Here is a 13,842-nt window from a genome sequence, read left to right on the forward strand (position 1 = left end):
AACAAGATAGCTGAAGAATGAATCATCCAAAAAACTCTGAAGAATACCTAAAAAACATCCGTATAACCGGAATACAAAAAATAACGGTCATAGCGGCATGAACGGAGTAGAGCCGTTTGGTTATTGCGAATATAGCTGCACCAATTGTTGCAACGGCGCTAAGGATGACCGGTGCATTCACTACAACTTCCAGCCATTCTCCTTTTAACATCGGCAACTTAACGCTTTCAGGGAAGCTAGAGATGTTAAAGAGCACAATTATTGAAAGTGTTATCCAAGCGCAGCAAAGAATGGGTGCCCAGATCAAAATCTGACCGACTTCCTTATGACCGGTGGTCTCTTTGATTTTGTGACCAAGTGAGACAGAGATCCATGCGGCTGTAGTTGGCAAAAACAATAGTATTGCAATTAAGATAAGCATCTTTGCAACTTACCTCGACGTCACAATACCCTGTGCAGTGAAGCCTTCATCGAACCGCCTCAATCGGCCCCTCAGCGCTCCCGCTGATAAACTGCTCCACATAGGGATCACCCGAAGCGTCCATCTGGCCGACCGGTCCGGTCCATTGGATCACGCCTCCGTGCAGCATGGCGACGTTGTCGGCAATCGCGCGAACCGAGCTCATGTCGTGGGTGATGGTCATCGCGGTGGCGCCCATCTCGGTGACGATTTCGCGGATCAGGTCGTTGATGACGCCGGACATGATCGGATCCAACCCGGTGGTGGGCTCGTCGAAGAAAATAATCTCGGGTTCGGCGGCGATGGCGCGGGCAAGACCGACGCGTTTTTGCATGCCGCCCGACAGCTCGGCAGGCAGCCGGTCGGCGACGTTGGCTTTCAGGCCGACGCGGCGCAGTTTCTCGATGGCGATCTCGCGCGCTTCCTCGGCCGGGCGTTTCAGCGATCCGCGCAGTAGGCGGAAGGCGACATTTTGCCAGACGGGCAGCGAGTCAAACAACGCGGCCCCCTGGAACAGCATCCCGAAACGGGCCAGAAACGCGTCGCGGTCGCCTTTGGTGGCGTCTTTGCCGTCGACATAGATCATGCCGCTGTCAGGCTTTATCAGGCCAAGGATGCATTTCAGCGCCACGGATTTACCGGTGCCCGAACCACCGATGATAACCATTGAGGTAGCCTTGGGAATCTCAAGGTTCATGCCTTGTAAGACGTGGTTGTCGTCAAAGGCTTTATGTACGTTCTCCATCCGGATCATAGCGAGAAGAACACCCCTGTGAGGACAAAATTGGCGGCGAGGATAAGGACGGCGGCGGCCTCGACCGAGCCTTTGGTGGCGCGGCCCACGCCCTGCGCGCCGCGGCCCGAGGACATGCCGTAGTAGCAGCCCATGATGGCGGCGATCACGCCGAAGGCCGCGCCTTTGACCAGCGACGAGACAATGTCGCGTAGTTCAAGGAAATCGACAGTGTTTTTCAGATAGGCCGCCGGGTTGAAGCCCAGATTTTGCGTGGCGACAGTGTAACCGCCTGCAATGCCGATGATATCTCCGACCCCGACCAGCGCTGGAACCGTGATCAGGGCGGCCAGCACGCGCGGGGCGGTGAGGTATTTCATCGGGTGGGTGGAGAGCGTGACCAAAGCATCAATCTGCTCGGTCACTTTCATCGTCGCAATCTCGGCGGCGATCGAAGACGTCACGCGGGCCGCGATCATCAGGCCGACCAGAACCGGGCCAAGTTCGCGCACCATGCCGATGGCGACGATCTGGGGCACCACAGCTTCGGCATTGAAACGCGCGCCACCGGCGTAGATCTGCAGCGCGAGTGCGCCGCCAGTGAAGATGGCGGTCAGACCGACCACGGGTAGGGACAGCCAGCCGATATTCAGCAAGGCGATGCCGAACTCGCGTGGATAAAACGGTGGTCGGAAAATATGCGAAACCGCGTCGAGCGCGAACAGCGCGACGCGGCCAAACGCGGCCAGCATGTTCAGTATGGCGCGTCCCAGCTCACCCAGCAATGAGATGGGGCTCATTCCACGTAGCCTCGGGAATAGCGGCTGCCGAGTGAAGTCAGTATCTCATAACCGATGGTTCCGGCGGCTTCGGCCAGATCATCGACGGTTTGGTGCCCGTTCAGGATACGCAGGCGTTCAGGAGTGTATGGCAAGTCGGTAACATCCACGGTGATCAGGTCCATCGAGATACGTCCTACCACCGGGCAGGGCTGATCACCAGCGAATGCGTCAATGCCGCCGCCAATGGCACGATGCAGCCCATCGGCATAACCTGCCGCCACGGTTGCGATCTTGGACGGCCGGCGCGCGGTCCAACTGTTTCCGTAGCCTACGGTTTCGCCGACGGAGACATCGCGCACTTGGATGATGGGCAGATCGACGGTCACAACCGGTTTGGCCCCGGCAAAGGGCAGCCCGCCATACAAGCCGATCCCCGGACGACAGAATTCAAAGTGAAATTCGGGTCCCATCAATGTGCCACCGGTGGCTGCAAGCGAACGCGGTGCATCCACCCCATCAGTCATTTGTTTGAAAGTCCGCAACTGCTGCTGATTCATCGGATGTTCCGGTTCATCCCCGCAAGCCAGATGAGACATAACCACTAGCGGATTCAGCGCAAGGGCCTCATGGCGCAGTTCTGCCCAATCAGCAGGCTCAAGTCCCAGACGGTTCATTCCACTGTCAAGTTGAATGCCGAAGCGGTGGTCGGGCAGGGCCTCTCGATGGCGTTTGAACTGTTCGGGGGAGTTGAGCAGAGGTGTCAGAGCATGATTGCGCAACAGATCAGCGTCGCCCTCCATATGGCCTGAAAAGACCGCGACAAGTGGGCCGGGGCCAACCGCCTCACGTACGACCGCACCTTCTTCGGCGACAGCGACAAAAAACTTGCGCACCCCTTCTTCGGCCAAAGCCCAAGCGACGGGTTCGGCACCCAATCCGTAGGCGTCGGCCTTTACGACAGCCCCGGTTTCGACGTTGGTTTTTGCGTCGAGCGCACGCCAGTTATGTGTCAGTGCGTGCAGATTAATCGTAAGATGTGCGGTACTCATAAAAGCTGTTCATGTCATTGTGCGGCCGACGTCAAGGGGGGGATTGATCTAATTTTTGCTTGGTTTGTGCGCCTCATAAGCTGCTTCTAGCTCAGAACGCAGGAAATTTCCGAATATCAGGGGGTTGTACCTGGGATGACCAGTGCCAGGTAGAGGTTGAACGATTGTATTCACATGCGGATCAAAGAAGAAGGGAACGCTGTATCGTTCACGCCCTGAGCGATTGATAACGCGGTGAGGTGTTGACATGAGCTGACCGTTGCTCATGCGGTGCAACATGTCGCCCACATTCACGACAAACGCATCCGGGTTTGTCGGAACATCGACCCAGTTTCCCGCTGGTGTCTGAACCTGCAATCCGCCGACCTGATCTTGGGCCAGCAAGGTCAGACATCCGAAATCCGTATGCGGCGCAGAACCGAACAGGTCGTCCGGACTGGCCTTGGGCTGCGGTGGATAGTGCAGAAGGCGCAACCAGATAGTAGGCTCGTCAAAGGCCGATAGGATCGAGAAATCAGTGGCCCCGCACGCCAAAAGTGCAATCCTCATCAGTCGGCGGCCCAATCCGGACATGACCTCGAAATAGGTCTCAAGTGTTTCACGGAACTGCGGCAATTCTGGCCAGCGATTGGGGCCAGAGAGATAGATATTCGGGTCAACGGATGCGTCCTCGCGCATCATCATGAAACTGGCGGATTGATTTGGTTTGGTGACATCAGCGAGGGAGGAGTTCACATCAGTCGACGTATTGATGGCAATATAGCCGCGATGGGTTGTATCGACCGCGATTGCTTGTTTTTCGGCCAATGGCAATGCGTGAAATTGCCAGGAGGCTTCGAAAACAGCTTGAATCAGGGATTGGTCGATACCGTGATCAACAATATATCCAAAGCCGGTTGTTCCGTAGGCAACGCGGAAATCGTCGGCGATTTCCTCGTCAGATCGTTTACCCAGTCGCACGACCGGGACTTCTGTGAATTCTGTCATTTCTCTCTCGCTTTGTTGGGACGGTTTCAGGGGCGAAGCGTGCCCCCGATCTATCCCGCAAAGCGTTTGCGCCGATGTCCGTAGTGGCGTGCGAGTATGACGCGACGTGGCAAAGGTTGAAGAGAATACCGCATGGCAGGATTAGTTCATTGAGATTTGGTAAACGTCAATATCCATCGATCTGACCTTCCTGCTGCCAAGGTTTTATCAGATTTCCGAAGCGGGTGAACTGGGCTTCAAACGAAAGCTCTACCGTGCCGATGGGGCCGTGGCGTTGCTTGCCGACGATGACTTCGGCCTTGCCATGCAGGCGTTCCATGGCCTGCTTCCACTCTTCCATCTTTTCCAACTCGTGATCGCCGGGCTTTTCGCGTTCTTTGTAGTATTCCTCGCGGAATACAAACATGACCACGTCAGCGTCCTGTTCGATCGATCCCGATTCCCGAAGGTCTGACAGTTGTGGGCGCTTGTCGTCTCGGTTTTCCACCTGACGGCTGAGCTGTGACAGGGCAATGACCGGGATGTTCAGTTCCTTGGCGATGGCTTTCATGCCCATCGAAATCTCGGCAATCTCGTTGACCCGGTTATCAGACATGCCTCGGCAAAGCTGCAAATAGTCGATGACCAGCAAATCCAGCCCATGCGTACGCTTTAACCTCCGCGCACGTGCTGCAAGCTGAGAGATCGGGAGGGCGGGGGTGTCGTCAATGAACAGCGGGCAGGCTTCTAGTTCCTTGGCCGCATCCACAAAGCGACGGAACTCGGATTCTGTCATGTCGCCTTGGCGGATCTTGTGCGAAGAAATCTCTGAGGCTTCGGCCAGTACACGTCCCGCGAGTTGCTCGGCGCTCATCTCCAACGAGAAGAACCCGACGACACCGCCGTCAACTGCGCCTTCGCTGCCATCGGGTTTCTGCCCGCGCTTGTAAGCCTTGGCCACGTTGAACGCGACGTTGGTCGCCAATGAGGTTTTACCCATCGACGGACGCCCGGCCAAAATAATCAGGTCGGATGGGTGCAACCCGCCCAATTGCTTGTCGAGATCGGCCAGACCGGTGGAAATCCCCGCCATACCGCCACCGCGCTGGTACGCCTCGTTGGTGACGTTGACGGCTTCTGTGACCGCCTTAAGGAAGGATTGAAATCCTTGTTCGGTCTGGCCCTGCTCGGATAACTGATAGAGCTGTTGTTCGGCCTCGACGATTTGTTCCTTGGGTTCACTGGCCACATCGACCCGCGCTGCCTTGTCCGAAATGTCCCGGCCCAGGCGGATTAATTCGCGTCGGATGGCAAGGTCATAGATCATCTGGGCGTAGTCATGCACCGCAAAGGCACTGATTGAAGCGCCAGCCAGTTTCACCAGATAGGCCGGACCACCCAGTTCTTTCAGACCCTCATCTTCCGCCATGAAAGATTTTAGCGTCACGGGTGAGGCTAACGCGTTCTTGGCGATGCGTGTCGAGGCGACCTCATAAATGCGCGCATGAACCGGATCAAAGAAATGCTCAGCCCCAATAATCGATGCGACGCGATCATACAGATCGTTGTTCGTCAGAATCGCACCCAGAAGCTGCTGCTCGGCCTCGATGGAGTGCGGCATTGTTTCCGGATTCTGAATCTGTGCGGCTGCCTGCTCGATACTGCTGATCTCGTTCATTGCTGCTCTCTATGCCCCTTGGGCATGTTCCATAGCCGAGCCCCGTGAGTCGGGGCAAATTGTATGTTTTTGGGGATAGGCTGTGCATATCTCCAGACCCCATCATATTGAAGGATGATGAGGTTGTTCGTCAACATATTGTGCGATTGGATCGCATTGTGCGATCATTGTTTCCAAGGCGCACACAGATGCCGTTGCGTTAGCTTTTGTGGGTTTCCTGCCATACACGTGGGTCGTTGAGGAAGGCCTCGACCCCGTCCAGCGTCTCATTGTCGAACGCTTTCTGCACCTTAGCCTCTGCCAGCACATCCCACCAGGTGCAAAGGCTGTGCAGCTTTACGCCATGATCGCCCAGTGTCTTCTCGGTTTCAGGGAAAATGCCATAGTAGAAGATTACTGCTGTATGGCCGCAGGTCGCACCCGTCTCACGGATCGCATCGACAAAGGACAGTTTCGAGCCGCCATCGGTGGTCAAATCCTCAACCAGCAGCACACGTTCGCCCTCGGTCATCGCGCCCTCGATACGGGCATTGCGGCCATAGCCTTTGGGTTTCTTGCGCACATAGGTCATCGGTAGCGCCATGCGTTCCGCAACCATGGCGGCAAACGGGATACCCGCAGTTTCACCGCCTGCAATGTTGTCGAATGCCTCGAACCCTGCGTCGCGCATCACTGTGACAGTCAGGAAGTCCATCAGGGTTGAGCGGATGCGCGGGTAGGAGATTAGCTTGCGGCAGTCGATATAGGTCGGGCTGGGCAGGCCGGATGCCAGCGTGAAGGGCTCGCGCGAGTTGAAATGAACCGCCTTGATCTCCAGCAGCATCCGCGCAGTCAGGCGGGCGATTTCGGTGCTGTCGGGGAAAGAACTGGGGATCATGGCGCAAACCTCTGGGCTGGAAGGGTGTCGCTGGCTGATAGCCCGACCTCTGGCCCAGAGTCGAGGGGGCTGACCAAAAGAAAAGCGGACCCCCAAGAGGTCCGCTTTGCCCTTACGGGCGGCAGAGCGCCAAGGTGGGCTTAGCTGCTCATATCGTAGGCGCGTTCCCCATGTACCGAGAGGTCGAGCCCGTTTGTTTCAGTCTCGGCGTCTACGCGAAGCGGGGTGATGAGTGCAACCACCTTGACCAACACAATCGTGACAACTGCCGTAAAGGCACCTACGATGACCAAGCCGCCCAGTTGCGCAGTCCAAGTTCCCAGACCGAAAAGCGCAATCATCAGAGTACCAAAGATACCCCCGACACCGTGAACGGCGAAAACGTCCAGCGTGTCGTCGATGTTCAGCTTGTTACGGATCACATTGACGGCCTCCTGACACAGGATACCTGCGACTGCTCCTATGATCAGAGCCTGAACCGGACCCACAAAACCCGAGGCCGGGGTGATCGACGCCAGACCAGCAATGGTGCCAGTTACAAGGCCGACCATCGAGGCTTTGCCAAAACGGATGCGTTCCCACAACGCCCATGTCAGCGACGCTGTTGCGGCAGACAGATGGGTGACAGTCATGGCCATCGCCGCGCCGCCGTCGGCAGCCAGTTGTGAGCCGCCATTGAAACCGAACCAACCGACCCACAGCATTGCAGCACCCACCATGACATAGCCGGGGTTATGTGGAGGTGTCGTGCGATTGCGTCGCGGTCCGAGGATAACTGCGATGATCAGCGCGGCCAGGCCGGCAGTTTCGTGGACGACAATGCCACCCGCAAAGTCGCGCACGCCGATCTCGCCAAGAATTCCTCCATCCGCCAGCATGCCGCCGCCCCAGATCCAATGGACAACGGGCGCATAGCACAGCAACATCCACAGCGCCGAAAAGGTGAGAACAAAGCCAAAGCCAACACGCTCCACATATGCGCCGATGATCAGGGCAGGGGTGATGATGGCAAAGGTCATCTGGAAGGCAAAGAACAGGATCTCGGGTAAGGTTCCCGCAAGGCTATCGGCGTCCACTCCGTTCAGGAAGGCTTTGCCAAGACCGCCCCAGAGGCCGCTTTCACCCGGTCCAAAGGCGATCGAATACCCTGCGACTAGCCAAAGAATGCTCATCAAACAAGCAATCGAGAAGCAGTGCATGAAAACGCTGAGTACATTTCGGGCACGTACAAGCCCACCATAGAACAGGGCAAGACCCGGCAATGTCATGAACAGGACCAGTGCTGTTGCCACAATGATCCACGCTGTATCGGCTCCGTTCATGGGCCGCTCTCCTTTCCCTATTGGGGCGTCGGATAGACAAACCACATCTACCTCCGACACCGCGTGAGTGGTGTGGAGCGGGTTGAAGCCGAGCTGAGGTGGGGAAAAAAGAGGCAGCAATACAAAAAGCCGCCCGTTTAGGCGGCTTTTTTTCAACTGGTGATCAATTTTGCGCCTATCGGGCGTATTTGCCCTAAATTTGGGCAGACTACGAAACGCTGCTCAGCAGCATAAGTAATGCATGATCGCGAGCGGCTTTGCGCACGTTTTCACGCCCCAGAGCACCGAATTCAACAGTCTCGGTGCGGGTCGGTTGGCCATCTGCTGCCAAACCAAAGCAAACACGGCCTTCGGGTTTGTGCTCGGACCCGCCGGGGCCCGCAATGCCGGTGATCGAGACTGCCAGTTGCGCCTGTGAGTTGTGCAGCGCACCTTCGGCCATTTCCTGTGCAACCTCTTCCGAGACGGCACCATGGGCTTCAAGCGTGTCGACGTGTACGCCAAGCATTTCTTGTTTGGCGGTGTTGGTGTAGGTGACAAAGCCGCGCTCGACCACGTCTGAGCTGCCTGGGATGTCAGTCAGTGCGGCGGCGACCATGCCGCCGGTGCAGCTTTCGGCCGTTGCGATCATCACACCCTGCGCCTTGGCGCGGTTCAACAGGTCGATCACGGTCATAGGCCCATCACCCCATGCGCGATGCCAGCAAGGATCACGACGCCGACGGCTGCAAAGATGCCCGCGATCACGTCGTCCAGCATGACACCCATCGGATCACCGCGCCGGTCGGCCCAACCGATGGGGCCGGGTTTGGTGATGTCGAACAGTCGGAACAGCAGGAAGCCTGCGACCCAGCCAGGCCAGAGCGCCGTGATATCGATCCCATGGGCCCATGACGGGTAGGAGATCGCCCAGATTGCGATGAACTGACCTGCGACTTCATCAATGACGATCTCGGACGGGTCGTGATCATCCTGTCCTGCCGTCATCACACGCGTAGCCCAGAGGCCGCCGAAGAATGCTGCCAACGTCGCGATGACCAGTAGGGGAAAGCCGCCCAGTGTGTGCAGAACCCATGCCAGTGGCAATGCGGCCAGTGATCCCCAGGTTCCGGGGGCAGGGCGCAGATAGCCGACGCCGCCGACGGTTCCGATCAAGCGCGCCGCGATCATGACTTCACCAGACAGGCAGTCGCAAGCGACGCAATCCCCTCGCTGCGACCGGTAAAGCCCAGCCGCTCGGATGTGGTGGCCTTGATCGAGACCTGGTCGGTCCGCAGGCCCATGATCTGCGCCATCTCGGCACGCATCGCGTCGGCATGAGGGCCGATCTTGGGATATTCGCAGACCAGCGTGCAATCGACATTCGAGATCGCATAACCCATCTGCCCGGCAAGCTCGACGGCGTGGCGCAGGAAAATCTCACTGGCCGCACCCTTCCACTGCGGGTCGGAGGGTGGGAAGTGTTGCCCGATATCGCCTTTCGCCAGTGCACCATAGATCGCGTCGGTCACCGCATGCATTCCCACATCGGCGTCCGAGTGACCTTGAAGTCCGCGTGTGTGCGGCACTTTCACACCGCACAGGATCACGTGATCTCCGCCTCCAAATCGGTGCACGTCGTAGCCGTTGCCCAGCCTTACATCCATGTTCATACCCATTATGCGTTCCGCCCGTTCGAAATCTTCGGGCCGGGTTATTTTCAGGTTATCCGCGTCGCCTGGAATGATCGTCACATCAATCCCGGCAGCACGTGCAACTTCGACGTCATCTGCCGCGCCTCCGGGATGGTAGGCGTGGGCGGCTGTGATCGCGCCATAGTGAAACCCCTGCGGCGTCTGCGCGGCGTAAAGAGCAGACCGATCCTGTGTTCCTGTCACCACCGATCCATCTGCGGTCCAGAGTGCGTCAGTGACGGCCAAACCCGGAGCCGCTGCAGGATGTGCATCGAGCGCAGCCAGCACATCCCGGATTACCCTCGCGCTGACACAGGGACGAGCGACATCGTGGATCAAGACCTTTTCGACGCTGTGTGCTTCCAACGCCTGCAAGCCGCTATGCACAGATCCGGCCCGGTCGCTGCCACCTGGTGCAAGAATCAGGTCTGTTGCAGAGAATTCTTCCCAGGCAGATGTATCGTCTTCCGCCAGAACAAGAACGATATGATCGACGAGCCCTTTGAAGCGATCAATGGTCCAATCTGCCACGCGCTGCCCACCCAAAGCGCGCCACTGTTTAGGCACTCCGCCTCCGGCGCGCTGGCCGCGCCCGGCGGCGACGATGATGGCGGCTGTGGTCATCTGCGGGTTCTCCTGATTGGGCATTGTTTAGGGGGCGGTGAATGCAGAGGCAATCACCCACGTCAATCTGCCTAAAAATTAAGCAACTGATGATTTAGCGGGCTTGAATGCCGTCGATTTGTTGTTCATATGCTGCAATTTCGATATTAAAAGCGCAACTGCTCAAGGATTAAGCACATTGACCCTGCGTCTTGCTGAGAAGGACCTGACCCCGCCGGTGCTGCTGGCTCCTATGGCCGGAATCACCGACCGGCCTTTTCGGGATCTTGTGATGCGCTTCGGTGCAGGCATGGTGGTCAGCGAAATGGTTGCCAGCCAAGAGATGGTGCAGGCCAAACCAGGCGTCCGTGAACGGGCAGAACTGTCGGCGGATGTTGAGAACACGGCGGTGCAATTGGCCGGTCGCGAGGCGCACTGGATGGCCGAGGCTGCCCGGCAGGTCGTCGACCGGGGCGCCCGAGTGATCGACATCAACATGGGATGTCCAGCAAAGAAGGTGACCAACGGCTATTCCGGTTCAGCCCTGCTGAAGACGCCGGATCACGCGTTGACGCTGATAGAGGCCGTGGTGGATGCCGTGGACGTACCGGTCACGTTGAAGACGCGCCTGGGGTGGGATGACAAATTGCTGAACGCGCCGGATGTGGCGCGACGGGCGCAGGATGCTGGCATCCGGATGGTCACCATCCATGGGCGTACGCGCTGTCAGTTCTACAAAGGTCGGGCAGATTGGCAGGCGATCCGGGCGGTGAAAGAGGCGGTCTCGATCCCGGTCGTCGCAAATGGGGATATTATTGATACGGAGGCCGCGCAAACCGCGCTGGTGCAGTCTGGTGCGGATGGCGTGATGGTGGGCCGGGGCGCGCAGGGTAAGCCATGGCTGCTGGCGCAGATCTGTCACGATCTATATGGAGCTGCAGCTCCGGACATTCCGGTGGGAGCCGACCTGATCGAGATGGTGCGCGCCCACTATCAGGCGATGCTCTCATTCTACGGTACTGAGCTGGGCTTGCGCGTCGCACGCAAGCATTTGGGATGGTACATGGATGAGGCCCGGACGCCTGCCACCTTACGGCGCGCAGTACTGACATCACGCGATCCGGATGAAGTTCTGCAGCTACTGGGCGATGCTTTGAACAGCTCGGCAGAGGTGGCGGCATGACCTCGGATCAGAGCATCTGGACCTCGCTGCCGGTTCCGGCCTTTATCATCGATCCTGACGACCGCATATCGGATGTCAATTCTTCGGGTGAGGGGTTCCTGAACGCTTCGCGCAAAGCTGTAATCGGGCATCCAGTCTGGGATCAGATCGCAGTCGATGCGCCCTTGGAAGAGGCTTTCATACGCGCCCGTCAGCAGAGCACGCCCCTGTTCGTGAACGATGTGGATGTGGGCTCGGGTAATCGCGCGCCGCTGCAATGTGCCCTGCAGATCGCGCCATTAATGGGGCATCCCGGATCCATGATTATGATCATCTCACCACGTGAATTGTCTGGGCGGATGACCCGAGGCAATACCGTGAAGTCGGCGGCGCAATCGGCCATTGGCATGGCCGAGATGCTGGCGCATGAAATCAAGAACCCTCTGGCCGGGATCACCGGTGCGGCACAGTTGCTCAGCATGAATATCTCACAGCAAGACCTTGAATTGACAGATCTTATTGTCGAGGAAAGTCGTCGTATTGTGAAGCTACTGGAGCAGGTGGAACAGTTCGGAAACTTGTCTCAGCCTGATTTCAAGCCAGTCAACATACACGACGTTTTGGACCGCGCGCGCAGATCGGCGCTGCTGGGGTTTGGCGCTCATATGACCATTGTTGAGGATTACGATCCATCTTTGCCACTGGCATACGGAGATCCGGACCAGTTTTTGCAGGTGATTTTGAATCTGCTCAAGAACGCCTCTGAGGCTGCTGATGGCAGTGGCATAATCCGGCTTCGCACCTATTTCGAACATTCGTTCCGGCTGCGTCGCAGTGATGGTTCCGGTCACTCGCTGCCTTTGCAAATCGAGATCATCGATGACGGTCCCGGATTGCCGGAGAAAATTCAGGGCGAGATTTTCGATCCGTTTGTTTCGGGTAAAGAAAACGGAACCGGCCTGGGGCTGGCGCTGGTTAGCAAGATCATATCCGACCACGACGGATGGATATCAGCGGAATCGGCGCCCGGGCGCACGGTATTCCGTCTGTCTCTGCGGCGCGCACCGCAGGGCACAAACGACAAGGAGAGCATCTGATGGATGGCACAGTTCTGGTTGCCGATGACGACCGTACGATTCGCACGGTTCTAACACAGGCCCTCACGCGGGCGGGGTGCAAGGTGCATGCCACATCTTCGCTGACCACGCTCATGCGCTGGGTGGCCGAAGGCAAGGGCGACGTGGTGATATCGGATGTAGTGATGCCGGATGGAAACGGGCTCGAGATGTTGCCAAAGATCGCACAGGATCGTCCTGGATTGCCGGTCATCGTGATCTCGGCCCAGAACACCATCATGACGGCCATTCAGGCTGCCGAGGCGGATGCCTATGACTATCTGCCCAAGCCCTTCGATTTGCCTGATCTGATGAAGCGGACCGCACGGGCGCTTGATCAGAAACAGCATGCTCAGGCTGAGCCTGTCGAAGCCAGCGAAGATCGTCCAGACGAGTTGCCGCTTGTTGGGCGCACCCCAGTTATGCAAGCGCTCTATCGTCTCGTGGCGCGGGTGATGAACACCGATCTGTCAGTGATGATATCGGGTGAAAGTGGTACAGGTAAATCATTGATTGCGCGCGCTATTCACGATTTTTCAGACCGTCGAACTCTGCCGTTTGTCACCGCGACTGCCGCTGATCTAAGTGATCTGGAAGGTCCGGCACGAGTCATGGCGCGCGTGCGGGGCGGCACGCTGTTGATCGATGAGATCGCCGATATCGATGACGAGATACAGGCCCGGATCGTGCGCATGATGGACACTCCGGGCGATCATGTGCCGCGTTTCATGGCCACCAGCCAATCTGACCTGACTGACGCCATGGAGAGTGGCCGCGTGCGGCAGGACCTTTATTATCGTCTCTGCGGTGCGACGGTACATGTTCCTGCTCTGCGAGAACGCGTTGATGATATCACGTTGCTCACCGACCATTTCCTTGCGAGGGAAGAGCGCGAAAGCGGGACGAAACGCCGCCTCAGCCCTGAAGCTGTGGAACTTGTGCGCCGATATTCCTGGCCTGGGAATGTCCGGCAGCTGGAAAATGCCATCCGTCGTCTCAGCCTGACAAGCCGTGCAGAAGAAATCTCGCGCACCGAAGTTGAGATGGTTTTGGGCAGTCAGCCTGAGGCTGAGCCGGTTCTGGGGGATGGCGAGCGTGAAAAACTGTCTGCTTCGGTGGGGCGTCACCTGCGGCGTTACTTCGATTTGCACGGGAATATCCTACCACCGCCCGGGCTCTATCAGCGTATTTTGCGTGAAGTCGAAGCGCCTCTGATCGAAATTGCGCTGGATGCGACCGGTGGAAATCAAGCAAAATGTGCTGATCTTCTGGGGATTAACCGAAATACGTTGCGGAAAAAGATTACCGACCTCGATATTCAGGTGACACGCCGCCGCAAACTGATGTAATATCGCCACACAAACCGTGGCATTCGGGTTCGACCCCGGGAACGACCACGACATATGGCGGTAAGCCGTGCAA

Annotated in this window: 14 protein-coding genes; 3 read left to right on the plus strand and 11 right to left on the minus strand. The window is 57.6% G+C overall.

Annotated features, from left to right (window positions below; genetic code table 11):
- Window positions 1–22 precede the first annotated feature (22 nt).
- The 11 genes from AC2FI7_RS03065 to AC2FI7_RS03115 form a co-directional block, all read right to left on the minus strand.
- Window positions 23–421, minus strand: coding sequence for a hypothetical protein (locus AC2FI7_RS03065; protein ID WP_010440361.1), 399 nt, complete (start codon window positions 419–421; stop codon window positions 23–25).
- Between the two features lie 46 nt (window positions 422–467).
- Window positions 468–1,214, minus strand: coding sequence for an ABC transporter ATP-binding protein (locus AC2FI7_RS03070; RefSeq protein WP_496815203.1), 747 nt, complete (start codon window positions 1,212–1,214; stop codon window positions 468–470).
- On the minus strand, window positions 1,211–1,993 hold the full coding sequence (locus AC2FI7_RS03075) for an MlaE family ABC transporter permease (RefSeq protein WP_170470691.1): 783 nt from the start codon (window positions 1,991–1,993) through the stop codon (window positions 1,211–1,213). The genes AC2FI7_RS03070 and AC2FI7_RS03075 overlap by 4 nt, the downstream gene beginning before the upstream one ends.
- Window positions 1,990–3,024 carry an alanine racemase gene (alr, locus tag AC2FI7_RS03080; RefSeq protein WP_480902849.1) on the minus strand — a complete coding sequence of 345 codons (1,035 nt, stop codon included), beginning with the start codon at window positions 3,022–3,024 and terminating at the stop codon, window positions 1,990–1,992. The genes AC2FI7_RS03075 and alr overlap by 4 nt, the downstream gene beginning before the upstream one ends.
- 48 nt (window positions 3,025–3,072) lie before the next feature.
- Window positions 3,073–4,011 (minus strand): isopenicillin N synthase family dioxygenase, encoded by a 939-nt coding sequence (locus AC2FI7_RS03085; protein ID WP_496815206.1) that lies wholly within the window; start codon window positions 4,009–4,011, stop codon window positions 3,073–3,075.
- A 166-nt stretch (window positions 4,012–4,177) separates the two neighbouring features.
- Entirely contained in the window at window positions 4,178–5,668 is a 1,491-nt protein-coding gene (locus AC2FI7_RS03090; RefSeq protein WP_010440356.1) for a replicative DNA helicase, read from the minus strand.
- Window positions 5,669–5,867: 199 nt separating this feature from the next.
- Window positions 5,868–6,545 carry an orotate phosphoribosyltransferase gene (locus AC2FI7_RS03095; RefSeq protein ID WP_010440355.1) on the minus strand — a complete coding sequence of 226 codons (678 nt, stop codon included), beginning with the start codon at window positions 6,543–6,545 and terminating at the stop codon, window positions 5,868–5,870.
- A 140-nt stretch (window positions 6,546–6,685) separates the two neighbouring features.
- The gene (locus tag AC2FI7_RS03100) at window positions 6,686–7,867 is read right to left on the minus strand and encodes an ammonium transporter (protein WP_010440354.1); all 1,182 of its coding nucleotides are present in this window, start codon (window positions 7,865–7,867) and stop codon (window positions 6,686–6,688) included.
- Window positions 7,868–8,075: 208 nt separating this feature from the next.
- Window positions 8,076–8,543 carry a CinA family protein gene (locus AC2FI7_RS03105; RefSeq protein WP_010440353.1) on the minus strand — a complete coding sequence of 156 codons (468 nt, stop codon included), beginning with the start codon at window positions 8,541–8,543 and terminating at the stop codon, window positions 8,076–8,078.
- Entirely contained in the window at window positions 8,540–9,037 is a 498-nt protein-coding gene (locus AC2FI7_RS03110; protein WP_010440352.1) for a phosphatidylglycerophosphatase A family protein, read from the minus strand. Before AC2FI7_RS03110 ends, AC2FI7_RS03105 begins: the two co-directional genes overlap by 4 nt.
- Window positions 9,034–10,164: a bifunctional 2-C-methyl-D-erythritol 4-phosphate cytidylyltransferase/2-C-methyl-D-erythritol 2,4-cyclodiphosphate synthase gene (locus AC2FI7_RS03115; protein ID WP_029621840.1), complete on the minus strand. Its 1,131-nt coding sequence runs from the start codon at window positions 10,162–10,164 to the stop codon at window positions 9,034–9,036. The genes AC2FI7_RS03110 and AC2FI7_RS03115 overlap by 4 nt, the downstream gene beginning before the upstream one ends.
- Window positions 10,165–10,342: 178 nt before the next feature.
- Here AC2FI7_RS03115 and dusB point away from each other — a divergent pair, with 178 nt between their 5' ends.
- The 3 genes from dusB to AC2FI7_RS03130 are packed head-to-tail and all read left to right on the plus strand — an operon-like array spanning window position 10,343 to window position 13,769.
- Window positions 10,343–11,326 (plus strand): tRNA dihydrouridine synthase DusB, encoded by a 984-nt coding sequence (dusB, locus tag AC2FI7_RS03120; RefSeq protein WP_037321038.1) that lies wholly within the window; start codon window positions 10,343–10,345, stop codon window positions 11,324–11,326.
- Window positions 11,323–12,402, plus strand: coding sequence for a two-component system sensor histidine kinase NtrB (locus tag AC2FI7_RS03125; protein ID WP_010440349.1), 1,080 nt, complete (start codon window positions 11,323–11,325; stop codon window positions 12,400–12,402). Before dusB ends, AC2FI7_RS03125 begins: the two co-directional genes overlap by 4 nt.
- Window positions 12,402–13,769 (plus strand): response regulator, encoded by a 1,368-nt coding sequence (locus tag AC2FI7_RS03130; protein ID WP_010440348.1) that lies wholly within the window; start codon window positions 12,402–12,404, stop codon window positions 13,767–13,769. The genes AC2FI7_RS03125 and AC2FI7_RS03130 overlap by 1 nt, the downstream gene beginning before the upstream one ends.
- The last annotated feature ends 73 nt before the right edge of the window (window positions 13,770–13,842 follow it).

This window comes from Ruegeria sp. YTSA064 (assembly GCF_059610325.1).